The organism is Ruegeria sp. AD11(2025) (genome assembly GCF_056542405.1).
On sequence record NZ_JBQFZU010000010.1, the window covers coordinates 62,178 to 85,302 of the forward strand.

Annotated in this window: 25 protein-coding genes; 22 read left to right on the plus strand and 3 right to left on the minus strand. The window is 60.1% G+C overall.

The features are described 5' to 3' along the window. The first annotated feature begins 23 nt into the window (after positions 1-23). Together fabF and mltG are read left to right on the plus strand one after the other, a co-directional pair. On the plus strand, positions 24-1,289 hold the full coding sequence (fabF, locus tag ACR1XY_RS11680) for a beta-ketoacyl-ACP synthase II (protein WP_480593410.1): 1,266 nt from the start codon (positions 24-26) through the stop codon (positions 1,287-1,289). Beyond that, positions 1,290-2,450, plus strand: coding sequence for an endolytic transglycosylase MltG (mltG, locus tag ACR1XY_RS11685; protein ID WP_480593412.1), 1,161 nt, complete (start codon positions 1,290-1,292; stop codon positions 2,448-2,450). Between the two features lie 39 nt (positions 2,451-2,489). On the opposite strand, the gene ACR1XY_RS11690 is transcribed toward mltG, so the two are convergent. After that, positions 2,490-3,746 carry a DEAD/DEAH box helicase gene (locus ACR1XY_RS11690; protein ID WP_480593414.1) on the minus strand — a complete coding sequence of 419 codons (1,257 nt, stop codon included), beginning with the start codon at positions 3,744-3,746 and terminating at the stop codon, positions 2,490-2,492. Between the two features lie 447 nt (positions 3,747-4,193). Here ACR1XY_RS11690 and ACR1XY_RS11695 point away from each other — a divergent pair, with 447 nt between their 5' ends. From ACR1XY_RS11695 to ACR1XY_RS11785, 19 genes are all read left to right on the plus strand, one after another. Continuing rightward, entirely contained in the window at positions 4,194-5,234 is a 1,041-nt protein-coding gene (locus tag ACR1XY_RS11695; protein WP_480593415.1) for a linear amide C-N hydrolase, read from the plus strand. Between the two features lie 488 nt (positions 5,235-5,722). Further along, positions 5,723-7,093, plus strand: a complete 1,371-nt coding sequence (locus ACR1XY_RS11700) for a DNA-packaging protein (RefSeq protein ID WP_480593579.1) — start codon at positions 5,723-5,725, stop codon at positions 7,091-7,093. A 129-nt stretch (positions 7,094-7,222) separates the two neighbouring features. Continuing rightward, positions 7,223-7,807, plus strand: coding sequence for a hypothetical protein (locus ACR1XY_RS11705; protein ID WP_480593417.1), 585 nt, complete (start codon positions 7,223-7,225; stop codon positions 7,805-7,807). 181 nt (positions 7,808-7,988) lie between these two features. Continuing rightward, positions 7,989-9,161: a phage portal protein gene (locus ACR1XY_RS11710; RefSeq protein WP_480593418.1), complete on the plus strand. Its 1,173-nt coding sequence runs from the start codon at positions 7,989-7,991 to the stop codon at positions 9,159-9,161. Next, positions 9,154-9,372, plus strand: coding sequence for a GTA head formation protein, RCAP_rcc01685 family (locus tag ACR1XY_RS11715; protein WP_480593420.1), 219 nt, complete (start codon positions 9,154-9,156; stop codon positions 9,370-9,372). The genes ACR1XY_RS11710 and ACR1XY_RS11715 overlap by 8 nt, the downstream gene beginning before the upstream one ends. A 26-nt stretch (positions 9,373-9,398) precedes the next feature. After that, positions 9,399-9,944, plus strand: a complete 546-nt coding sequence (locus ACR1XY_RS11720; RefSeq protein ID WP_480593422.1) for an HK97 family phage prohead protease — start codon at positions 9,399-9,401, stop codon at positions 9,942-9,944. Between the two features lie 35 nt (positions 9,945-9,979). Further along, positions 9,980-11,158 (plus strand): phage major capsid protein, encoded by a 1,179-nt coding sequence (locus ACR1XY_RS11725; protein ID WP_480593424.1) that lies wholly within the window; start codon positions 9,980-9,982, stop codon positions 11,156-11,158. Between the two features lie 178 nt (positions 11,159-11,336). Continuing rightward, complete coding sequence (locus ACR1XY_RS11730) at positions 11,337-11,936, plus strand: head-tail connector protein (protein WP_480593426.1); 600 nt, start codon at positions 11,337-11,339, stop codon at positions 11,934-11,936. After that, positions 11,933-12,271, plus strand: coding sequence for a phage head closure protein (locus ACR1XY_RS11735; RefSeq protein WP_480593427.1), 339 nt, complete (start codon positions 11,933-11,935; stop codon positions 12,269-12,271). Before ACR1XY_RS11730 ends, ACR1XY_RS11735 begins: the two co-directional genes overlap by 4 nt. Continuing rightward, on the plus strand, positions 12,268-12,681 hold the full coding sequence (locus ACR1XY_RS11740; RefSeq protein WP_480593430.1) for a DUF3168 domain-containing protein: 414 nt from the start codon (positions 12,268-12,270) through the stop codon (positions 12,679-12,681). The genes ACR1XY_RS11735 and ACR1XY_RS11740 overlap by 4 nt, the downstream gene beginning before the upstream one ends. A gap of 20 nt (positions 12,682-12,701) precedes the next feature. Continuing rightward, a complete protein-coding gene (locus ACR1XY_RS11745; protein WP_224889277.1) occupies positions 12,702-13,115 on the plus strand; it encodes a phage major tail protein, TP901-1 family in 414 nt (137 codons plus the stop codon). Between the two features lie 4 nt (positions 13,116-13,119). Continuing rightward, positions 13,120-13,440 carry a gene transfer agent family protein gene (locus ACR1XY_RS11750; RefSeq protein ID WP_480593432.1) on the plus strand — a complete coding sequence of 107 codons (321 nt, stop codon included), beginning with the start codon at positions 13,120-13,122 and terminating at the stop codon, positions 13,438-13,440. After that, positions 13,437-13,646: a rcc01693 family protein gene (locus ACR1XY_RS11755; RefSeq protein WP_480593434.1), complete on the plus strand. Its 210-nt coding sequence runs from the start codon at positions 13,437-13,439 to the stop codon at positions 13,644-13,646. Before ACR1XY_RS11750 ends, ACR1XY_RS11755 begins: the two co-directional genes overlap by 4 nt. Next, positions 13,633-14,295: a phage tail tape measure protein gene (locus ACR1XY_RS11760; RefSeq protein ID WP_480593436.1), complete on the plus strand. Its 663-nt coding sequence runs from the start codon at positions 13,633-13,635 to the stop codon at positions 14,293-14,295. Before ACR1XY_RS11755 ends, ACR1XY_RS11760 begins: the two co-directional genes overlap by 14 nt. Positions 14,296-14,311: 16 nt before the next feature. Further along, complete coding sequence (locus ACR1XY_RS11765; protein WP_480593438.1) at positions 14,312-14,944, plus strand: phage distal tail protein, Rcc01695 family; 633 nt, start codon at positions 14,312-14,314, stop codon at positions 14,942-14,944. Next, positions 14,944-15,831, plus strand: a complete 888-nt coding sequence (locus ACR1XY_RS11770) for a DUF2163 domain-containing protein (protein WP_480593441.1) — start codon at positions 14,944-14,946, stop codon at positions 15,829-15,831. Before ACR1XY_RS11765 ends, ACR1XY_RS11770 begins: the two co-directional genes overlap by 1 nt. Continuing rightward, complete coding sequence (locus ACR1XY_RS11775) at positions 15,828-16,274, plus strand: C40 family peptidase (protein WP_480593443.1); 447 nt, start codon at positions 15,828-15,830, stop codon at positions 16,272-16,274. The genes ACR1XY_RS11770 and ACR1XY_RS11775 overlap by 4 nt, the downstream gene beginning before the upstream one ends. Next, positions 16,275-20,246, plus strand: coding sequence for a baseplate multidomain protein megatron (locus tag ACR1XY_RS11780; RefSeq protein WP_480593445.1), 3,972 nt, complete (start codon positions 16,275-16,277; stop codon positions 20,244-20,246). It abuts the gene before it with no gap. 8 nt (positions 20,247-20,254) lie between these two features. Further along, entirely contained in the window at positions 20,255-20,551 is a 297-nt protein-coding gene (locus ACR1XY_RS11785; protein ID WP_480593447.1) for a DUF7742 family protein, read from the plus strand. Here ACR1XY_RS11785 and ACR1XY_RS11790 read toward each other — a convergent pair. Next, complete coding sequence (locus tag ACR1XY_RS11790) at positions 20,532-20,870, minus strand: TraR/DksA family transcriptional regulator (RefSeq protein WP_480593449.1); 339 nt, start codon at positions 20,868-20,870, stop codon at positions 20,532-20,534. The genes ACR1XY_RS11785 and ACR1XY_RS11790 overlap by 20 nt on opposite strands. An 84-nt stretch (positions 20,871-20,954) precedes the next feature. On the opposite strand from ACR1XY_RS11790, the gene cysE reads away from it, so the two are divergent. Further along, entirely contained in the window at positions 20,955-21,764 is an 810-nt protein-coding gene (cysE, locus tag ACR1XY_RS11795) for a serine O-acetyltransferase (protein WP_480593451.1), read from the plus strand. Positions 21,765-21,827: 63 nt separating this feature from the next. On the opposite strand, the gene ACR1XY_RS11800 is transcribed toward cysE, so the two are convergent. Continuing rightward, positions 21,828-23,123 carry a pyruvate dehydrogenase complex dihydrolipoamide acetyltransferase gene (locus ACR1XY_RS11800; protein ID WP_480593453.1) on the minus strand — a complete coding sequence of 432 codons (1,296 nt, stop codon included), beginning with the start codon at positions 23,121-23,123 and terminating at the stop codon, positions 21,828-21,830. Positions 23,124-23,125 lie beyond the last annotated feature (2 nt).

The following is a 23,125-nucleotide window of genomic DNA, read 5'->3' on the forward strand; positions in this document are numbered from 1 at the left end:
AGGAAGCAGGCAAGAGGCATTTCATGCGCAGAGTCGTTGTAACCGGTCTGGGATTGGTCACTCCGTTGGCCAGTGGGGTCGAGGAAACCTGGTCGCGGCTGCTGGACGGAGAATCCGGTGCGGGCCCGATCACTCAGTTCGACGCTGAGGCAAGCGGGGTCACCACGACCTATGCCTGCGAAGTGCCGCGCGGAGACGGTACGAACGGAACGTTCAACCCCGACGATTGGATGCCGCCGAAAGAGCAGCGCAAGATCGAGGATTTTATCCTGTATTCAATCGCAGCGGCAGATATGGCCTGTCAGGATGCGAACTGGTTGCCCGAGGATGAAGAGGATCGCCTGCGCACCGGCGTTCTGATTGGTTCGGGTATCGGTGGTCTGGGTTCCATCGCGAACACGGCCAATCTGATCCGCGACAAGGGTCCGCGCCGCGTTTCGCCCTTCTTTATTCCCGGCGCGCTGATCAACCTCGCCTCGGGTCAGGTCTCGATCCGACATGGTTTCAAAGGTCCGAACCATTCGGTGGTGACCGCCTGTTCGACCGGCGCACATGCCATTGGCGACGCCAGCCGTATCATCCGTGCTGGTGACGCTGACGTGATGGTTGCAGGTGGCGGCGAGGGTTGCATCTGCGAGATTGGTATCGCGGGCTTTAACGCGTGCAAGGCGCTGTCGACCAAGTACGCCGACGATCCGAAGAAAGCGAGCCGCCCTTATGATGTCGACCGTGACGGGTTCGTCATGGGTGAGGGTGCGGGCATTGTTGTGCTGGAAGAATACGAGCATGCCAAGGCGCGTGGCGCGAAGATTTACGCAGAGGTTCTGGGCTATGGCATGTCCGGTGACGCCTATCACATCACCGCGCCGTCTGAGGATGGTGATGGGGCAGAGCGTTCCATGAAGGCCGCCCTGCGCAGTGCCGGGTTAGAGCCAAAGGATCTGGATTATATCAACGCGCATGGGACTTCGACCATGGCGGATACGATCGAACTGGGCGCGGTGGAGCGTCTGCTGGGCGATCATTCGGGCAACGCCACCATGTCGTCGACCAAATCGGCCACGGGCCACCTGCTGGGCGCGGCTGGCGCGATAGAGGCGATCTTCTCAATCCTTGCGATCCGCGATCAGGTGGCCCCGCCGACGATCAATCTGGACAACCCGGCGGTTGAAACGCCGATTGATCTGGCGCCAAATGCCAAACGCGAACGTGTGATCAACGTTGCCTTGTCGAATTCGTTCGGTTTTGGCGGTACCAATGCCAGCGTGATTTTCGGAAAGGCTAGCTAAATGTGGCGGGCTTTGGCATCAAACGCGCTGACCATCCTGGTGGTCGGCCTGTTTCTTATCGGCGGTCTGATCCTTTGGGGGCAATCACAGTACAAGGCCGAAGGCCCGCTGGAAACCGCCATATGCCTACAGGTGAAAAGCGGGTCGAACATGACTCGCGTCAGCCAGCAGTTGGAAGATGAAGGTGCCATCAGCAGCGCCATGATATTCCGGATGGGCGCGGATTACACCGACAAGGCGCAGCAGTTGAAAGCGGGCAGTTTTCTGGTTCGCGAAGGCGCGTCGATGGCGCAGATCATCGAAGATATTACCAGCAGCGGTGCCAGCACCTGCGGGTCCGAGATTGAATATCGCGTTGGTGTAACTAGGGTACAAACCCGGGTGCGTGAGTTGAACCCAGCCACTCTGGAATTTGTTGAGATTGCCAGTTTCGAGGCCGGTGAAGAGGAAGCCCCCGCAGAATATGCTGAAAAACGTCAAGATGCCGACACACGATATCGCGTTTCGGTGGCCGAGGGCGTGACCTCGTGGCAGGTAGTCGAGGCGCTTAGGGGCATTGACGCTCTGACCGGTGAGGTGTCCGAAGTTCCAGCCGAGGGCATGCTGGCACCCGACAGCTATGAACTGACCCCGGGTGATGACCGAGCTGCCGTGCTGCAGGACATGCAGGCGAAGCAACAGTTACGGATCAACGCGGTTTGGGAAAGTCGACAGGACGATTTGCCGATCAGCAGCCCCGAAGAGATGCTGATCCTGGCCTCAATCATCGAGAAGGAGACCGGTGTTCCACATGAGCGCGGCCAAGTGGCCAGTGTCTTTGTGAACCGGCTTGAGAAAGGTATGAAGCTGCAGACGGACCCGACCGTGATCTACGGTGTCACTAAAGGTCAGGGCGTTCTGGGCCGCGGTCTGCGCCGCAGTGAATTGCGCCGCGCAACTCCTTGGAATACCTATGTGATTGACGGTTTGCCGCCCACACCAATCGCCAACCCCGGCCTCGCAAGCCTTGAGGCCGCGGTGGCACCGGAGGATACAGACTATGTGTTCTTTGTTGCGGACGGAACTGGTGGGCACGCGTTTGCGGAAACTCTGGATGAGCACAACCGCAACGTCGCCAAATGGCGAGAAATAGAAGCCGAGAGAAATAGCTCGAGCAACTAAGAAAAGGGTCGCGTCGAAAAACGCGGCCCTTTCTTTTTCTTATGCAGCGGGACGTCTGCGTGGGCGACGACGTTTTGACGACACAGGTTTCAACGTCGAATTCGCTCCGTGCGGTCTACGCCCCCGTAACCCACTGCGATTGCGCGGTTTTTTGGGTTCGGCGTATTCAGGCATGGTGCCGCTGGCGACTGGAATTTCAATCTTCATCAGCTTTTGAATCTGCAGTAGCTGGTCCAACTCATCCGGCGCGCAGAAGGCAATGGCTTCGCCTTCACGACCGGCGCGGGCCGTGCGACCAATGCGGTGGACATAGTTGTCTGGCACCTCGGGCAGGTCATAGTTGATTACATAGGCAACACCCGGAATGTCGATGCCACGCGCGGCGACATCGGTGGCGACCAGCACGTTGATCTCTCCGGCGCGGAACGCCTTGATCGCGCGGTCGCGCTGGCCCTGACTTTTGTTCCCGTGGATTGAGGCGGCGTTGAACCCGTCCGCCACAAGGCCTTTCATCAATTTCTCGGCCCCGTGTTTTGTACGGGCAAAGACCAGCGTCAGGGCGTTCATGTCTGCCGAAAGGACTTCGCGCAGCTTCCGCGGTTTTTCAGCCCTGTCGAGGAAATGAACAGACTGCGTGATCTTGTCTGCGGCCTTGCCCGGGGGCGAAACCTGCACCCGTTGCGGGTTGGTCAGATAGGACTGGCTGAGTTCCTCCATCAGCTTCGGCATTGTCGCCGAAAACAGCATGGTCTGACGCGGCGTGCCTAAAGCGGGCTCGATTTTGCGCAATGCGTGAATAAAGCCCATGTCCAACATCTGATCGGCCTCATCCAACACCAGATGGCGGACTGTGCTGAGGTCGACGGCGCCACGTTCCATCAGGTCGATCAGGCGGCCCGGCGTAGCGACCAGAATATCGGTGCCGCGCGACAGGAACGAGATTTGCTTGCCGATGGATTGCCCGCCGACAACGGTGGCCACGCGCAGTTTTGTTTTCTTGGTCAGGTTGCGCAGGCTTTCGGCGATCTGGTTCACCAATTCGCGGGTCGGCGCCAGGATCAGGGCCTTTACCGTTTTAGGCGCAGGCTTACCCGGCTGAGCCAGCAGGTAGTCAATCAGCGGCAGGCCGAAGGCCAGCGTCTTGCCGGTGCCGGTTTGGGCCAGCCCAAGTATGTCGTGGCCCTGCAGGGCCAGCGGGATTGCTTGATTCTGGATCGGCGTGGGTTGGGTAAAGTTTGCGCGTTGCAGCGCGTCATTCAGGGCCGGGGCAAGGCCCAGCATGTCAAAATCGAACAAGTATCATTCCTTTACAACCCGTGATGACTGGTCACCACGGACAAGTGAGACTAGCCACGCAAGTTGCGCGACCGGCAGGGTTTTTGCGAAGCCTCGCGGCGCACAGGCGAGTCCTGTGCATCCGGTCGTCGCATCAAGAACCCTGCGTGAAGGGGAACTGGAAAATAGTGGGGCGCTGTGGGGCCGGATTGTCGACCGTGTATGCTCACGCGTCAGCGCTGTCCTGTGGGGCACATGCTGGTTTAGTGTGGGAATGTCAAGGGTTGGTCTGAAATGAGGGGGTAGGCTCGGCCGCTTCCACCTGGGGTTGGCCGACGAAATTCAGAATCCTGTACGCAGCGTAACTTTGAAATTCCAAGACGGTTTTGGCTTCAAATTGCCTATAAAACTACCAAATTTCAGAGACATTGGTTCATCATGGGCAAACTATCAAAAGGATTTCCTGCAATGAATGTAAAGGTACTTGGGGCCTCCATTTTGTCTGTGGCACTTGCCGCGTCTTCTGCAATCGCGTGTTCCCGGATCGTCTATGAAACCGCAGATGGATCCTTCCTTACGGGGCGGACGCTTGATTGGTTTGAAGATACCGCGACAGACCTTTGGGCTTTTCCTCGCGGGATGGAGCGCAATGGCGGTGCCGGTGAAAACTCGATAAAGTGGACTTCCAAATACGGGTCGGTCGTTGCGACCATCTATGATGGTGCAACTGTTGATGGAATGAACGATGCCGGGTTGGTTGGCAACGCACTCTATCTTGCCGAAGCCGATTACGGCACCGAGACTGCCGGGGATAAGCCACGCCTGTCTGTTGGCGGCTGGTTGCAGTACTTCTTTGATAATTTCGCAACGGTCGAAGAAGCCGTGGCTGCAATGGAACAGGACCCGTTCGTGATTGTGGCTCCGATGCTGCCAAGCGGACATGAAGCAGGCGGGCATGTGGCGCTATCCGACGCGTCCGGCGACAGCGCAATTTTCGAATATCTCGACGGCGAGTTAGTCATCCATCATGGCCGCGAGTTTACGGTTATGACGAACTCTCCGACGTTTGACGAACAACTTGCCATCACGACCTATTGGGGCGAAGTCAACGGCCTCTCGTTTTTGCCGGGAACGCATCGGTCTTCCGATCGGTTTGCACGGTTGAGCTGGAACCTGAATGCGGTGCCTTCATTCGAAGACAAGAACGACGCAACGGCGGCGGTTTTTTCTTTGGTTCGCTCTATTTCCGTGCCGTTTGGTGTGACAGACCCCGATCGTCCTAACATCGCGTCAACAACATGGCGCACGGTCGCCGACCATGAGCTGGGGCGGTATTATTACGAGAGCGTGTTCAGCCCGACGCTGTTTTGGGTGGATATCGAAAACCTTGATCTTTCAGAAGGGGCATCAACACTGAAGCTGGAGCTTGGTGAAAAGCCTATCCTTGCCGGTGAGGTCTCAGCCAGCTTTGAGCCTTCCCAGCCATTTCGGTTTCTCGGTGATACGTAAGGTACTCTTGTTGGGGTACGATCACTGACGGCTCGGTCCAACCCGCACGAGGTCTTTTAACAATCTCCGTGCGTAGCCCGTTGCGCCCGTGTTGCGTGAAATCTTGACTTTGCGTTCTTATTCTCGTATAAGTTGTGTCATGCTAGAAGAAGTGGGCAACGGCCCCGGGGCGACCCGGTGGCCGTTTTTCGTTTCTCTCGTGCGGAAAAACTCACGCATGAGGTCACAGGCAAACATGACTTTGATTACCCCGGAAGAGCGGATGTCCCAGACGGCAGAACTTTTGCAGTCGCTTGAGACATCCATTCGCGGTTTGCGCCAGGCAGCGGAAGAACTGCGCAGGCAGATCGGAGCCGGGGAGGATGCAGACCTTGCCGGAGCAGGCAAGCAACTTGGGCAGTTAGAGGGGCTGATCCGAAGTTGTCAGAAAGTGGAGACAAGCTTTGTCGAACAACATCACAGACAAGCCGGAATTGCCCAAGGGGGGTATGCGCTCGACCTTGAGCGCGCTCGATTTGAAATCGGGTGCAGGTTGGCTCGCCTCCGAAGATGCTGCGGTGCGGGACAGATTTCTGAGTGAGATCGGGGAGGGGGGGCTGTGCGCCCTCCCTTTCCTGTTTGAATTCTGGGCGCTACCGCACCAGTTGCCGCCCGAGGGGGACTGGCGGTCATGGGTGATCATGGGCGGGCGCGGGGCCGGTAAGACGCGCGCCGGGGCCGAGTGGGTGCGGTCGATGGTCGAGGGGTCTTTGCCGCTGGATCGCGGGGAGGCCAGTCGGGTGGCCTTGGTCGGGGAGACCTTTGATCAGGTGCGCGATGTGATGATTTTTGGCGATAGCGGGATTCTGCAGTGTTCGCCGCCGGATCGGCGGCCTGTTTGGAAAGCTACGGAGCGGAAACTGATTTGGCCGAATGGGGCCGAGGCGCAGGCGTTTTCGGCGCATGATCCTGAGGGGTTGCGCGGGCCACAGTTCGATGCGGCCTGGGTGGATGAGTTGGCCAAGTGGAAGAAGGCCGGGGAGACCTGGGATATGCTGCAATTTGCGCTGCGGTTGGGAGAGTGGCCTCGGGTCTGTGTGACCACGACGCCGCGCAATGTGAAGGTTTTGAAGGAGTTGTTGGCCTCGCCGTCCACCGTGCAGACCCACGCGCCGACCGAGGCGAACCGGGCCAATCTGGCGGACTCGTTTCTGGACGAGGTGCGCGCGCGCTATGCCGGTACGCGGCTGGGGCGGCAGGAGCTGGACGGGGTGCTGCTGTCGGATGCCGAGGGCGCGCTTTGGACGGGGTCGATGCTGGAGGCCGCGCGGGTGGGCCGAGTGCCTGCGTTGGATCGCATCGTGGTGGCATTGGACCCGGCGGTAACGGCGGGGGCGGATGCGGATGCTTGCGGGATCGTGGTTGTGGGCGCGCAGCTACAGGGGTCGCCCGAGGAGTGGCGCGCCTATGTGCTGGCTGACCGGACGGTACAGGGCGTTGGTCCGGCAGGCTGGGCGCAGGCAGCGATTGACGCGATGGATGAGTTCGGGGCCGAACGGCTGGTGGCCGAGGTCAATCAGGGCGGACAATTGGTGGAGGAGGTCATGCGGCAGGTGGACCCTCTGGTTCCTTTTCGCGCGGTGCGGGCCTCACGCGGCAAGGTCGCGCGGGCCGAGCCAGTCGCGGCGTTGTATGAGCAGGGGCGGGTGTCGCATGTTGGCGGGCTGGGCGCGCTGGAGGAGCAGATGTGTCAGATGACCGCGCGCGGGTTCGAGGGGCAGGGCTCACCCGACCGGGTCGACGCGCTGGTCTGGGCGCTGCATGAGTTGGTGGTGGGGCCTGCGGGGGCGTATCGGCGACCGAGGGTGCGGAGTTTGTGAGGTTTGAGTTTGTTTTCTCCCGGAATCCTAACAAACAAGCTGCCCTTGATGGCGTCATTGAATTTTGAGTTGTGCTGATCGAAAAACGCCATCATTCTGAGGCGGTTGACTAAGAAACTTGGCGGGACAGTGAGTTATATTGATTGCTATAGGCACCAAGTTGTTGGTTTGTTCGGTAATCTACCAGTGTATCGTCCACTCGAGGATATTATTGGTTCAAGTGACCCGCGTGACGGCGATTTTCAGTGCACATCTAAGCAGCTTGTTTTGGGAGGCGGAAGTGGAGAGCATCCCGGATTGGTGCTATTATGCCCAGACAGAGCGGTCGCAGAATTCGTCATAAGCAACCCGGAACTTGTGCTTGCTGACGAGCAGGAGAAATCCATCTGGGATCAATTTGTCAGAGATAAGCCGACGTTATCTTTCTCGGGGTGGTCTTCTGCAGACCATCATGATTTTTATCGACTTTGCACGAAGGGGACGTTGCAAAACAAATTTGACCCGGATGGTGACGTCGACTTCGAAACTTGGCTGATGCTTGGTTTTGGAGAGTTCCTTTTCTATTCTATACCTGAACTCGCACAAGGGTTTCTGTCAGAATTGAAGCCTTTTCAAAGTCTTCCTCACCACATTTATTTTAATAACATTCTTGTCATTCCGCCACGAATGCCGGTCTATGCAAACGGTGGGAATGCATTCTTCTCTGAACAATAGAGCGACTAATCTGTATTTTGTTCACGACGCTCTAAACTAGATTGCAAATTTGTTGGTCGGGAACAAGTGGTCGAGAGCACCGTTGCCCATCCCCAGTACGCCCTATTCCCAAGCCCTAAACTTCTTTCCGTCATAACTCCTTTCAACAAGCCGGGCAGAGCGGCGGCAGAAAGGAGAACAGATGGTATTCGATTTCTTGCGTCGTGGATCGGCTGGCGAGGCGCCCGAGGCGAAGGCGAGCGCTGCGGGGCCTGTGGTGGCGTGGCAGACGGGCGGGCGCGTGGCGTGGAGCCCTCGGGACACGGTAACGCTGACACGGACGGGGTTTTCGGGAAACCCGGTGGGGTTTCGATCCGTCAAGCTGATTGCCGAGGCGGCGGCGGCACTGCCCTTGGTGTTGCAGGATCAGGCGCATCGGTTCGATGTGCATCCGATGCTGTCGCTGATGCGCCGTCCGAATGCGGCACAGGGGCGAGCGGAGTTGATGGAGGCGCTTTTCGGGCAATTGCTGCTGTCGGGCAATGCATATGTTGAGGCTGTGCAGGCCGAAGATGGCCTGCCGGTAGAACTGCATGTACTGCGATCCGACCGGATGAGCGTCGTACCGGGAGCGGACGGTTGGCCCAAGGCGTATGACTATGAGGTCGGCGGTAAGAAGCACCGGTTCGCGGTGGAAAATATCTGCCACATCAAGTCTTTCCATCCGCAGGACGATCATTACGGGTTTTCGCCGATGCAGGCGGCGGCGATGGCAATTGACGTGCACAACAGCGCATCGCGGTGGTCGAAATCGCTTCTGGACAATGCGGCGCGACCCTCGGGCGCGCTGGTCTGGAAGGGTGGCGATGGTCATGGCGTGATGGCCGAGGAGCAGTTCCGCCGCCTGAGCGATGAGATCGAGGCGAATTACCGGGGCGCGCGCAATGCCGGGCGGCCGATGGTTCTGGAAGGAGGGCTGGATTGGAAGCCGATGGGCTTTTCCCCGTCGGATATGGAGTTTCAGAAGACCAAGGAAGCCGCCGCCCGCGAGATCGCGCTGGCCTTTGGGGTCCCGCCGATGCTGCTTGGGATTCAGGGTGATGCGACCTATTCGAACTATCAAGAGGCCAACCGGGCGTTCTATCGTCTGACCGTGCTGCCCCTGGTGACGCGGGTGGCGGCGGCGGTGTCTGAATGGCTCTCGGGCTATACCGGTGAGGACCTGATGTTGAAACCTGATTTGGATCAGGTACCCGCATTGGCTGCCGAGCGGGATGCGCAATGGGCGCGGGTCAGCCGGGCCGAGTTCCTGACCGATGCGGAAAAACGGTCTCTGCTGGGCCTACCGGCGCTGGCGGAGGGTGCGGATGAGTGAGGGATATCCGCCATTTGATTGTGCGCCGGGCCTGCGCCTGGCCGCGCATGAGCGGGTGGCCGAGATTCAGCACGCGCATCTGTGCCGTCGGCTGGATCAGATCGAAGAGATGATGGAGCGGTTGGAAAAGCGGTTGTGGCTGACGGTCTACGGCGTCGCGGCGGTAATCCTGGCGCAAGTGTTTCAATCGTTCCTTGCGGCATCGCCGTGAAATCAGAGGCTTACGAGGAGGTGTTCATGGATTTGGAGCACAAGTTCGCACGGTTCGGAGACGGGCTCTCGGTATCCGAGGATGCGGTGATCGAAGGGTATGCCAGCCTGTTCGGGCAGGTCGATCAGGGCAGCGATGTGGTGCAGAAAGGCGCCTATCGCGGCTCGCTGGCCGGGCTGGAAAAGGCGGGCCAGCGGGTCAAGATGCTGTGGCAGCATGACCCGGCACAACCCATCGGTGTCTGGGATGAAGTGCGCGAAGACGACAAGGGTCTTTGGGTAAAGGGACGCCTGTTGGAAAGCACGCAGAAAGGCCGTGAGGCGGCAGAATTGATCCGAGCAGGTGCGATGGACGGGCTGTCGATTGGCTATCGCACCAAGCGGGCTGTGAAGAATGACAAGGGCCAGCGGCTCTTGACCGAACTGGAGCTGTGGGAGGTGTCGTTGGTAACCTTCCCGATGCTGTCCAGTGCGCGGGTAGCGGCAAAGGGCTATGAGCTCGACACCGACGAGACCCTGCGCAGTATTGCCGAGGTGTTCAAAACCGCCCGGCAGGAGCTGGCGCGGACCTAGCGCGCCTCAAACCCACCCAAGAAATGGAAGTGCTGATGAGCAAGACCGAAACGCCGGCCTTGACCGGAGAGGGTGCGCCCCTGGTTCAGGAGGTGAAGCAGGCGATGGCTGGCTTCGTGAATGAAATTAAGGGCTTGAAGGATGAAGTTGAAACTAAATTGCAACAGACAGAAGAGCGACTGACTATGCTGGATCGTAAATCAACCATCGCGGCGCGTCCGCACCTTTCGACCTCGATCGAAGACGGCGCACCGCACCAGAAGGCCTTTGACGCTTATGTGCGTTCGGGTGACGATGATGGGCTGCGCGGGCTGGAAATGGAGGCCAAATCGCTGTCCAGCGCGGTCAACAGTGATGGCGGCTATCTGGTCGATCCGCAAACCGCCGAGATCATCAAGTCGGTTCTGAAATCCACTGCCTCGATCCGCTCGATTGCGTCGGTGGTGAATGTCGAGGCGAACTCGTTCGACGTGCTGATCGACCACACTGATGTGGGCGCAGGCTGGGCCGAAGAGACTGCGGCCGCGACTGAGACCGCGACCCCGTCGATCGATCGCATCTCGATTGCACTGCACGAGCTGAGCGCCCTTCCCAAAGCCTCGCAGCGTCTGCTGGACGACAGCGCGTTTGACGTCGAAGGCTGGCTGGCCGGTCGTATCGCCGACAAGTTCGCCCGCGCCGAGGCGTCGGCCTTTATCAACGGCGACGGTGCAGACAAGCCCAAGGGCATCCTGAACCACACCAAGGTCGATAATGATGTCTGGGCCTGGGGCAATATCGGTTATGTGCCGACCGGTATCGATGGTAGTGTCGAGGCGGACGCGATTGTCGACGTAGTCTATGCGCTGGGTGCGCAGTACCGGGTGAATGGCACCTTCGTGATGAACTCGAAAACCGCGGGTCTGATCCGCAAGCTGAAGGACAGCGATGGCCGCTTCCTGTGGTCGGATGGTCTGGCGGCAGGTGAACCTGCGCGTCTGATGGGTTATCCGGTGCTTATCGCCGAGGACATGCCGGATGCGGCGCCCGACAGCTTCTCGATTGCCTTTGGTGACTTTCAGGCCGGTTACACCATCGCCGAGCGTCCCGACCTGCGCGTCCTGCGCGACCCCTTCAGCGCCAAGCCGCATGTCCTGTTCTACGCAACCAAGCGCGTTGGCGGCGACGTGAGTGACTTTGCCGCGATTAAGCTGGTGAAATTCGGCACCGCGTAAGCGGTGGCGAATCCGGGGAGCCGGGCAACTGGCCCTCCGGGCGGCGGGTACGGGCCGGGGTGAGATCCCTTGCGTTGTCTAGCTGCTCCCCTCCGTCCGAGCAACGTGGGGCGGCGCGTGCCCGCCAAATTCCTGAAGTGACGACCCCCGGAGGGGGCCGAGATTGCGGAGTGAATGGATGATGTTGATCGAAGAAACCGCCATCGCGGATGCGGCGCTGCCGGTGGGTCAGTTCAAGGCGCATCTGCGGTTGGGCACTGGCCTTGCCGAGGACAATGTGCAGGACGAGGTGTTGAAGGGCTTTTTGCGGGCCGCCATCGCGGCGATCGAAGCGCGCACCGGCAAGGTTCTGATCGAACGCGGTTTTTCGTGGAGCCTGAACAGTTGGCGGGATCAGGCGGCCGAGGTTCTTCCGGTGGCTCCGGTAGCGTCGGTTGACGCGGTGACCGTGACGGATGCGGCGGGTGGCAAAAACATCGTAGACGCGGGCGTGTACCAGTTGGAAAAAGACAGCCAGCGCCCCCGGTTGCGCCCGGCGGGCTCAAACCTGCCGGCGATTGCGACGGGCGGCGCTGTGAAGATCGCATTCACCGCCGGCATGTCGCCCGATTGGGGCGGTTTGCCCGCTGATCTGGGGCAGGCGGTGCTGCTGTTGGCGGCGCATTATTACGAATACCGCGATGAAACGTCGCTGGGTGCAGGTTGTATGCCCTTTGGCGTGACCAGCCTGATCCAGCGCTACCGCACCGTGCGTTTCGGCGCAGGAGTAGCGCAATGAAGACGCCGCGACTGAACCGAAAGCTGGTGCTCGAGGCGCCGGTGCGCAACGCTGATGGTGCAGGTGGGTACACCGAGACCTGGCAGGCGTTGGGAGCAGTCTGGGCCGAGGTCACCGCGCGCAGCGGGTCCGAGCGGCAGGTGGCCGGAGTACCCGTCTCGCGCGTTGGATACCGCATCGTGGTGCGCGGCGCGCCGGAAGGATCGGTGATGCGCCCCTCGCCGGATCAGCGTTTTGCGGAAGGCACACGGCGTTTTGTCATTCGTGCCGTCGCCGAACGCGACCCGCGCGGCCAGTACCTGACCTGTTTTGCAGATGAAGAGGTGGCGGCATGAGCTATGGCGTTTCAGCCGCTTTGCAGGCGGCGGTGTATCAACAACTTTCTGGCGATGCGAAGGTCAGCACGCTTTCCAGTGGCGCAATTTATGACGCGGTTCCAACCGGATCGGTGCCCCACACCTATGTGACGCTGGGCCCGGAAGAGGTGAAGGACGCCTCGGACCGGACAGGCGTAGGTGCTGTGCATCGCTTCACGGTGTCGGTGATGTCCGAAGCCGCCGGGTTCGGTGCCGCCAAGATGCTGGCGGGCGCGGTGTGCGACGCACTGGAAGAGGCCGCGTTGACGATGGATCGGGGCCGCCTTGTGGGGCTGTGGTTCGAACGGGCCTCGGCCCGGCGAACCGGAACGGGCGGTGCGATCCGCCAGATCGACCTGAGATTCCGCGCCCGCGTGGAAGACGACTAAACAATCAACGGAGAGAGTATATGGCTGCCCAGAACGGAAAAGACCTGTTGGTCAAAGTGGATATGAACGGCTCGGGCCTGTTCGAGACCATCGCGGGGCTTCGGGCCACGCGGGTCAGTTTCAACGCGGAAAGTGTGGATGTCACCAGCCTTGAAAGCCAGGGTGGCTGGCGCGAGTTGTTGTCGGGGGCAGGGGTGAAGTCCGCTGCGATCTCGGGTTCGGGTGTGTTCAAGGATGCAGATACCGATGAGCGCGCGCGACAGCTGTTCTTTGATGGTGAAACACCGAATTTTCAGGTGATCATACCCGATTTCGGCATCGTCGAGGGCGCGTTTCAGGTGACGGGCATCGAATATGCGGGCTCGCACAATGGTGAGGCGACCTATGAGATGAGCCTGGCCAGTGCCGGCGCGCTGGCCTTTACGGCGTTGTAATCCGATGGCCAATCCGTGGACGGGCGAGGTGGCTTTGACCATCGATGGGGAACGGCGGGTGCTCAAGTTAACGCTGGGCGCTTTGGCGGAGTTGGAACAGGAATTGGGGACAGGTTCCTTGGTGGATCTGGTGCAACGGTTCGAGGCTGGCGCCTATTCCAGCGGCGACGTTCTGGCGCTGATCGTGGCGGGGCTGCGGGGCGGTGGGGCCGATGTGGCACGGGCCGATCTGTTGAGCGCCGAGATCCAGGGCGGCCCGATGGCGGGCGCGCGCGCAGCGGCAGAGCTGCTGGCACGGGCCTTCATGATGCCGAAGCAGACATGAGCGGGTTTGACTGGCCCGCACTGATGCGGGCCGGGTTTATCGGCCTGCGCCTGACACCGGATCAGTTCTGGCGTCTGACTCCGGCAGAGCTGCAGCTGATGCTGGGGCAGGGCGCGGGGATGCCGTCAATGAACCGGTCGGGTTTGGATGCCTTGCTGGCGGCCTACCCGGACAAGACACAAGGAGAGCGTGATGACGGATCGTGACGGGTTGGACGACCTGCAGGAACGGGGCGAGGCGCTGGGCGACTCGCTGGGGGATGCGGCGTCGATGGCGGCGGCTTTCGACAACCAGATGAAACGGATCAGCGCGGCGTTTGAAGAGACCGGCAAGGATGTCGCCACACTGGAACGCGGCATGTCCGGCGGGTTACGCAAAGCCTTTGACGGTGTGGTTCTGGATGGGATGAACCTTTCGGATGCGTTGGACATTCTGAAAAACTCGATGATCCGGACGGCCTATTCGGCTGCGATCAAGCCGGTGACAGATCATTTCGGCGGGATGCTTGCCAACACGGTTGGAGGATTGGTGCAGGGTATTCTTCCCTTTGCCGATGGCGGCAGTTTTTCTCAGGGGCGGGTAATGCCTTTCGCCAACGGCGGTGTGGTCAGCGGGCCGACCACGTTTCCAATGCGGGGTGGCACCGGACTGATGGGTGAGGCCGGCCCTGAGGCAATCATGCCCCTGGCGCGCGGTCCGGATGGCAAACTGGGTGTGCGCACCTCTGGCGGTGGGCGCGGGGTGAATGTGGTGATGAACATCACAACCCCAGACGTTCAGGGGTTCCGGCGCAGTCAGGGCCAGATCGCCGCCCAGATGAGCCGCGCCTTGGGCCGCGGTAATCGAAACAGGTAATACGAGGGAGCAGGTCATGAATTTTCACGAAGTCAGATTTCCCGCCAGCCTGAGCTTTGGCTCGGTTGGCGGCCCCGAACGGCGCACCGATATCGTGACGCTGGCCAACGGGTTTGAAGAGCGCAACACGCCCTGGGCGCATTCCCGGCGGCGCTACGATGCCGGTTTGGGGATGCGTTCGTTGGACGATATCGAAACGCTGGTGGCGTTCTTTGAGGCCCGTCAGGGTCAGATGTTCGGCTTTCGCTGGAAAGACTGGTCCGATTACAAATCCGGGGCGGCAACGGCAAACGTGTCCCAAGACGATCAGGTCATTGCCCGCGGCGATGGCACGACGACCGAGTTCCAATTGGTCAAGTCCTACAGTTCCGGCGGCTTCAGCTATGTCCGCCCGATCATCAAACCTGTCCTCGGTACAATCAAGATCGGCCTCGAGCAGGACCAAATGCGCGAGGGTGTCGATTTCGAGGCAAACCTCTCCACTGGCAGGATATTGTTTTCCGCCCCGCCGCCCGAGCAGGTAGAAATCACCGCGGGGTTCGAGTTCGACGTTCCGGTTCGTTTCGATACCGACAGGATTCAGACCAGCGTCGCCAGTTTTCAGGCCGGCGATGTGCCCAATGTCCCTGTGGTCGAGGTACGTGTCTGATGAGCGGCGATAAGCAAGGGCTGCAGGCCCATCTGCAAAGCGGGCTGACCACGACCTGCCGGTGCTGGTTGATCCGCCGTTCCGACGGGCAGGAATATGGCTTTACCGATCATGACATGGAACTGAGCTTTGACGGCATGACCTTCAAGGCCAGCACTGGCCTGACGGCCTCGGCAATCGAGCAGGCGACCGGATTGTCCATCGATAATTCCGAAGCAATGGGCGCTTTGTCTGATGCCGCCATCATGGAAGAGGATATCGAATCTGGTCGGTTCGACGGCGCGGAGGTGCGTGCTTGGTTGGTCAATTGGACCGCGCCCGAACAACGTGCGCTGCAGTTCAGGGGATCGATCGGAGAGATGCGCCGCGCTGGGGGCGCGTTTCACGCCGAATTGCGGGGCCTTACGGATTTGCTCAACCAACCCATGGGCAGGATCTACCAGAAACCTTGCACAGCAGTTCTTGGCGACAACGCCTGCAAGTTCAACCTCGGCATTTCAGGTTTCAGAGCCGAGGCCGAAGTCGTGAGTTTGATCGCTGGCAGCGCCCTGCAACTGAAAGGCGTCAGCGGATGGGACACGGGTTGGTTCAAACGCGGCAGATTGGACGTGGTGTCAGGACAGGCAGCCGGGCTTTGGGACACGATCAAACAGGATGAGCAGATCACTGGTGGGCGCAGTGTTTCGCTTTGGTCCGGGATCACCGGAGGACTGGCTGTCGGAGATCGGGTCAGGTTGACGGCCGGATGCGACAAGAGCATGTCTACCTGTCGTTTGAAATTCAATAATGTGCTGAATTTCCAAGGATTTCCTGATCTTCCGGGTGAAGACTGGATGATGGCGGTGCCAAAACAAGGCAATCCGAATACCGGGGGAAGCAGACGATGAGTACGAGCAGGCAGGATATTGTGGATGAGGCACGCAGCTGGCTGGGGACTCCGTATGTGCATCAGGCGTCGGTCAAGGGGGCGGGGACGGATTGTCTGGGCTTGCTGCGGGGTGTTTGGCGCGCGCTGCTTGGGCATGAACCAGAGGCGGTTCCAACCTACAGTATGGACTGGTCCGAACCTCAGGGAGAGGAACGCATGTGGTCCGCAGCCCGCCGTCACCTGATCGAAAAGATCCCACACGATGCGGCTGCGGGTGACGTCCTGTTGTTCCGGATGCGCGTTGGAAGCGTGGCCAAACACGTCGGCATCGTCAGCGCGACAGGGAACTTACCGCGATTCATTCACGCCTATTCCGGCTATGGCGTTGTCGAAAATACGCTGAGCGACCCCTGGCGTCGCCGGGTGGTCGCCTGTTTTGAATTCCCGCTGGAGGATAAGTGAATGGCTACAATAGTTCTGTCCGCAGCAGGGGCCGCGATCGGCGGAGCGGTTGGCGGTACCGTTGCGGGGCTTTCAACGGCTGTTATCGGCCGTGCTGTGGGTGCAACGCTGGGACGGGTTATCGATCAAAGGCTGATGAGCCAGTCAGTCATGGGGGGCGGCAGCGAAGTTGTTGAAACCGGACGTCTGGACCGGTTTCGTCTGACCGAAACCGGGGAAGGCGCCCCCGTCGCCACGGTTTTCGGACGTATGCGGGTAGGCGGTCAGGTCATATGGGCGTCGGACTTTCTGGAAACCAAAAGTACCAGCACAACCACGCAATCCGGTGGCGGTGGAGGCGGCGGCAAGGGCTCTCCCAAAGCGCCCGAGGTCACGACGACCACGCACAGCTACAGCTACTCGATTTCTCTGGCCATCGCGGTGGGTTCCGGTCAGATTTCGGATGTTCCGCGTATTTGGGCCGACGGAGAAGAACTTGAGCGCGCAAGCCTGCACATGCGGGCGTACCCCGGCGATCAATTTCAATTGCCCGACCCCTTGATCGAGGCCATTGAGGGCCCGGGCAATGTTCCGGCCTATCGTGGTACGGCCTATGTGGTGATCGAGAACCTGCAACTGGCGCAATTCGGAAACCGCGTGCCGCAGTTTTCCTTTGAAGTCGTGCGTCAGGAACAGCCGGGTTTACCGGATACGCCGGACGCCTTGTCCAGAACGATCCGCGGCGTTGCACTTATGCCGGGCACTGGCGAATACGCGTTGGCGAGCGAACAGGTTAACTACACCAAAGGGGCGGGGCAAAGCTGGGCTGCAAATGTCAATTCTGCCTCGGGGGTGCCGGATCTGGTAACCGCCACCCGATCCCTGCAAACAGAGTTGGGGTCCTGCGATGCGGCCTCGTTGATCGTGTCCTGGTTTGGTGATGATTTGCGGTGTGGAACCTGTCAGCTGCAGCCGAAGGTTCTGCACAAGGACGTCGAGGGCGAGAATATGCCCTGGCAAGTGGCCGGGGTGTATCGCAGCACTGCCCAGCAGGTTCAGCACAAGGATGGCTTGCCTGTCTATGGCGCAACGCCCGCAGACCAATCCGTGGTACAGGCGATCCGACACCTGAAGGGCTCCGGCAAACGTGTCATGTTCTATCCGTTCATTCTGATGGATCAGCTTGAAGGCAACGTCCTGCCCGACCCGTGGTCCGATGCCGGCAGCCAGCCGCACCTGCCGTGGCGCGGCCGGATCACGCTGAGCGAGGCTCCCGGACGCGTCGGGTCACCGGATCAAACCGCCGCAGCAGACGCGCAGGTCGCCGCGTTCTTTGGTTACGCGCAGGCCAGTGATTTTGTCGTTGGCGACGGTGAGGTGTCTTATACGGGACCGCAGGAATGGGGCTTACGACGGTTCATTCTGCACTATGCGGCCCTGTGCAAAGCTGCCGGTGGAGTAGACTCTTTCTGCATCTCGTCCGAGATGCGCGGCTTGACACAGATCCGCGGCGCGTCCGGTTTCCCCGCCGTGGCACAATTGCGGGCGCTTGCCGCCGATGTGCGCGCGATTTTGGGCTCAGAAACCAAAATCGGCTACGCGGCGGATTGGAGCGAATATTTCGGCTATCAACCCAATGATGGTTCGGGCGACCGCTACTTCCATCTCGATCCGCTGTGGGCTGACGGCAACATCGATTTTGTTGGCATCGATAACTACATTCCGTTGTCAGACTGGCGCGATGGGGTGGACCATCTGGACGCCAAGGCCAGGGCTGATGCGATCTATGACCTCAATTACCTTCGTGGCAATATCGAAGGCGGTGAGGGCTATGACTGGTACTATGCCACACCGGAGGAGGCTGAAGCCCAGATCCGGGCGCCGATCACAGATGAGGATCACGGTGAGCCGTGGATATGGCGATACAAGGACCTGCGCAACTGGTGGTCAAACCGGCACCACGAGCGCATCGGAGGCGTTCGGCAAGAAAACCCGACGGATTGGGCGCCCGGGTCCAAACCGATCTGGTTCACTGAACTTGGTTGCGCCGCCATCGACAAAGGGTCCAACCAGCCGAACAAGTTTCTGGACCCCAAATCCTCGGAATCCAGCCTGCCGAAATACTCCAACGGCATGCGCGATGATTTCATGCAGGTGCAATACCTGAAAGCGATGTTGGGCTATTGGTCGGATCCGGCGATCAACCCGGTTTCGGACGAATATGGCGGCCCGATGGTGGACATGACGAACGCCTATGTCTGGGCCTGGGACGCGCGTCCCTTTCCCACCTTTCCCAACCTCCGCAGCCAGTGGAGCGATGGTGTGAACTACCCCCGTGGGCACTGGCTGAACGGGCGTTCTGGAACGCGCACGCTGGCTTCGGTTGTCACGGAAATCTGCCACGGTGCTGGGGTGACTCATATCGATGTATCGCGCCTGTATGGCGTGGTGCGGGGATACGCGATTGAAGACGCGTCCAGCGCGCGTGCGGCGCTGCAGCCGCTGATGCTGCGCTATGGTTTTGACGCGATTGAACGGGACGGTGTGTTGCTGTTTCAAATGCGCGATGGTCGCAGAGCGATTGAACTGGACAGTGATCTGCTGGCCGACAGCGCGGACATTGAAGGCCGTATCGAGTACCGTCGTGAGGCCGAGGCCGAACTGACGGGCCGTGTACGATTGCGGTTTGTGCAATCGGATTCCGACCATGACGTCGTGTCAGAAGAGGCCGTTCTTCCGGATACACGCACGCATTCCGTGTCGGTGAATGAGGTGCCTCTGTCGATGACGCGGGCCGAAGGTCGTCAGACGGCCGAACGCTGGTTGAGCGAAGCGCGAGTTTCACGCGAGACGGCCCGGATTGCGTTACCGCCGTCAATGTTGCATCTGGGTGCGGGTGACGTCGTCACTCTGACCAAAGATGGACAGGGTGCGCGGTACCGAATCGACCGTCTTGAGCAAGCCGATCTGCAACTGGCCGAGGCCGTGCGGATCGAACCCGGTGTCTATGCGCCGTCTGACCTGCCTGACGACGAGGTAACCGCAAAGCCCTTTTTCGCGCCGGTTCCTGTTTTGCCCGTATTTATGGACTTGCCTCTGATCACCGGGTCGGAAGCACCGCACGCCCCTTATCTGGCCGCCTCTGCAAACCCCTGGCCCGGCAGCGTTGCCGTCTACTCGGCAGCCAGTGACGAAGACTATGCATTGCAAGAGGTCATCTCGGGGCAGGCGGTCATCGGGTTCACCGAAACGCCGCTCATGCGGGCCAGTGCCGGTATCTGGGACGAAGGTGCGCCGCTGCGTGTCAATCTGGTCGATGGCTTGCTGGAATCGCGCCCGCGTAACGCTCTGTTGAACGGCGCCAATCTGGCTGCAATCGGCGATGGCACTTCAGGCAACTGGGAGGTTTTCCAGTTCGCTGACGCAACCCTGCAGGATGCAGGCATCTATACCTTGTCCGGGCGATTGCGCGGCCAGTTGGGAACTGATGCAGCCATGCCCGATAACTGGCCCGTAGGATCGATGTTCGTTTTGCTGGATCAACGGGTCTATCAGACCGGCCTGCTGCGGTCGGAGCGGCGGGTGTCAAAACACTATCGAATCGGCCCTGCGACGCGAGGGTATGACGACCCGTCCTTTGTGCATATTGTCGACGCCTTCGATGGCAACGGGTTGCGCCCCTATGCACCGGCGCATCTCGGGGCGGTCCGCTCGGGCATAGGCGACCAGGTGTCATGGATACGCCGCACCCGGCTGGACGGGGACGATTGGGCGGGTCTGGACGTGCCACTGGCGGAAGAGAGCGAATCCTACCTTGTTCAAATTCGCGTCAACGGCACGCCTGTGCGGGAACAGGTTGTGAGTGAACCGTTGTGGTTCTATTCGACCGCGGAACAAGCGGCGGATGGGGTAAGCGGGGCCTATGAGGTCCGGGTGGCTCAGGTCTCGGCCAGCTATGGACCGGGGCTGACCACCAACCTGACAGTCGGGTAATCCACGTCATGCGCCCTGTCTTGCACGGAGATGTCAGCGCCGCAGCGCGTGTCCTGCTGGCCACGCCGCCGCTGGACCGAGATCGTCTCTGCACCCGCATGATCCACGAAGCGGAACTGGCCGACAAACATGTCGGCCAGACCGGGCGGCTTCATCCATTGTTCGGCAATGGCTCGTTGATGGCAGCGGCGCGCAACAGGCGGTTGGCGGATGAGCCGGGTTTTGACGACCTGCAATATTGTCAGTGTTTTGAGACGGTTCTGCACCATCTGATCCGGTTTCAGATTAGCCGGACGCACAGCTGACGCACTTGGTCGCGGCGAGATCGAGGTTCAGCCGGCCTTTGGGAATCTCGTCGCCGCAATCCTCGCAATACCCAAAATCCCCTTCTTGAATGCGGATCAGCGCGGCCTGCAAACGCCACGTTTCGATATCCCGATTGGCCTGCTGCGCCTTGGCCATCGCCTGATTCTGCAGCGCGTCCATTCTGCTGAGGCGCCCGACGGCCTGCTGGTCCAGTTCAACAATGGCCTGCGCGTCTTTTTCCGTTGCCGAGTGATCTGCAATCTCGGCCAATCGCGCCTTTATCCTTGCCGTAAAGCCTGCCAATTCAGTGTCATTCATTTTCGTTACCCTGCAGATCACGGGTTTGCGTTTGGTGTTTTTACCACTAAATGGCATTCTAGGCGCAGCAAAGGATCAAAAACCATGTTGGAAAAGCGCAGTCACGTGAGACCGGTTGATCCGGTCTGGACCCGTATCACGACCGAAGCTCAGGCAGCCGTCGAGAATGAGCCGTTGATGGGCGGTCTGGTACACGCCTGTATCCTGCACCACCGCAGCCTCGAGCGGGCCCTGTCCTATCGGGTGTCGGCCAAGCTGTGCTCGAACGAAATGTCGATGATGGTACTGCGCGAAATCGTGGACGAAGCCTATGCAGATGACCTGTCGCTGATTGAGGCCGCGCGCGCGGACCTGATGGCTGTCTATGAGCGCGACCCAGCATGCCACCGTTTGCTGCAGCCAATCCTATACTTCAAAGGGTATCAGGCGATGCAGGCCTATCGTGTGGCACATTGGCTGTGGACCAAAGGCCGCCATGATCTGGCGTATTTCTTCCAGATGCGCTCGTCCGAGATTTTCGGGATCGACATTCATCCCGCTGCCCGCATCGGCAAGGGCATCATGATCGACCATGCCCACTCTATCGTGATCGGTGAAACGGCCGTGGTAGGCGATAACGTCTCGATGCTGCATTCGGTTACGCTGGGCGGAACCGGCAAGGAAGAAGAGCAGCGCCACCCCACGATCGGCGACGGTGTTCTGATCGGGGCCGGGGCCAAGGTTCTTGGCAATATCGAGGTGGGCCATTGCAGCCGCATCGCCGCAGGTTCTGTGGTGCTGCAAGAGGTTCCGGCCTGCACGACCGTTGCCGGTATACCGGCCAAGATCGTGGGCGAAGCCGGGTGCGATCAGCCGTCGATTTCGATGGATCACATGCTGGGCAAAGACAAGTAATCCGATCCCTGTGAATGAAAAAGCCGCCTCGGGATTGAGGCGGCTTTTTTTATTAGCGATGGATCAGGCCAGCATGACCATCGGGTTTTCCAGATTGTCGACGATGGCCTGCAGCAGCTCTGCACCAAGCGCACCGTCAATCACTCGGTGATCGACCGACATGGTAACCGACATGACGGTGGCCACGGTCAGCTCTCCGTCATCGCCAACAAGCGGCTTTTTGACACCGGAACCCACGGCCAGAATACCGGCATGGGGCGGGTTCACGATGGCGTCGAAATTGTCGATGCCAAACATGCCGAGGTTCGAGATCGCAAACGTGCCGCCCTGATATTCGTGCGGTGCCAGCTTGCGCTCGCGGGCGCGGGAGGCGAGGTCTTTCATCTCGGTCGACAGTGCAGACAGGGATTTTGTGTCGGCATCCTGCAGGACTGGTGTGAACAGACCGCCTTCGATCGCTACGGCGACCGCCACATCCGACGGCTTCAGTTGCAGAACGCGATCCCCAGCCCAAACCGCGTTGCAGGCTGGGACCTGTTGCAGCGCGTTGGCGACGGCCTTGATGATGAAGTCGTTGACGCTCAGCTTCACGCCACGGCCTTCCAGTTGCTTGTTCAACTGGCTGCGGAATTTCAGCAGCGCGTCCAACTTGATGTCGCGGCGCAGGTAGAAATGCGGGATGGTCTGCTTGGCTTCGCTGAGGCGCGCGGCAATGGTCTTGCGCATACCGTCGAGCTTGATTTCCTCGAATTCCCGACCTTCATACATCTTGGCCACCGCGTCCGCTGATGGACCCGACGGAGCGGCTGCGGGTGCAGGTGCTGCAGCCGCCGAGGCAGGTGCTGCTGCCGGTGCAGTCGCAGTTGCGCCTTCAACATCCGCTTTGACAATGCGGCCATGCGGACCTGTGCCGGTTATCTGCGACAGGTCGAGGCCTTTTTGCGCCGCGATCCGACGGGCCAGAGGCGAGGCAAAGATACGACCGCCATCCGCCTTGACCGGAGCAGGGGCGGGCGCCTCGGACGCCGCTGGCGCGGCAACCTCGTTGCCCGCAGCGGCTGCGGGGGCAGCCGCGGGAGCCGAGGCAGGTGCAGCCGCGATATCATCTGCGCTTTCTCCATCTTCCAGCAGAACCGCGATGGCGGTGTTGACCTTGACCCCTTCCGATCCTTCGGGGATCAGGATCTTGCCGATGGTGCCTTCGTCGACGGCCTCAAACTCCATCGTGGCCTTGTCGGTTTCAATCTCGGCCAGCAGGTCTCCGGAGGAGACAGTGTCGCCTTCCTTGACCAGCCATTTGGCCAGCGTGCCTTCCTCCATGGTCGGTGAAAGGGCGGGCATCAGAATTTCGGTGGGCATCT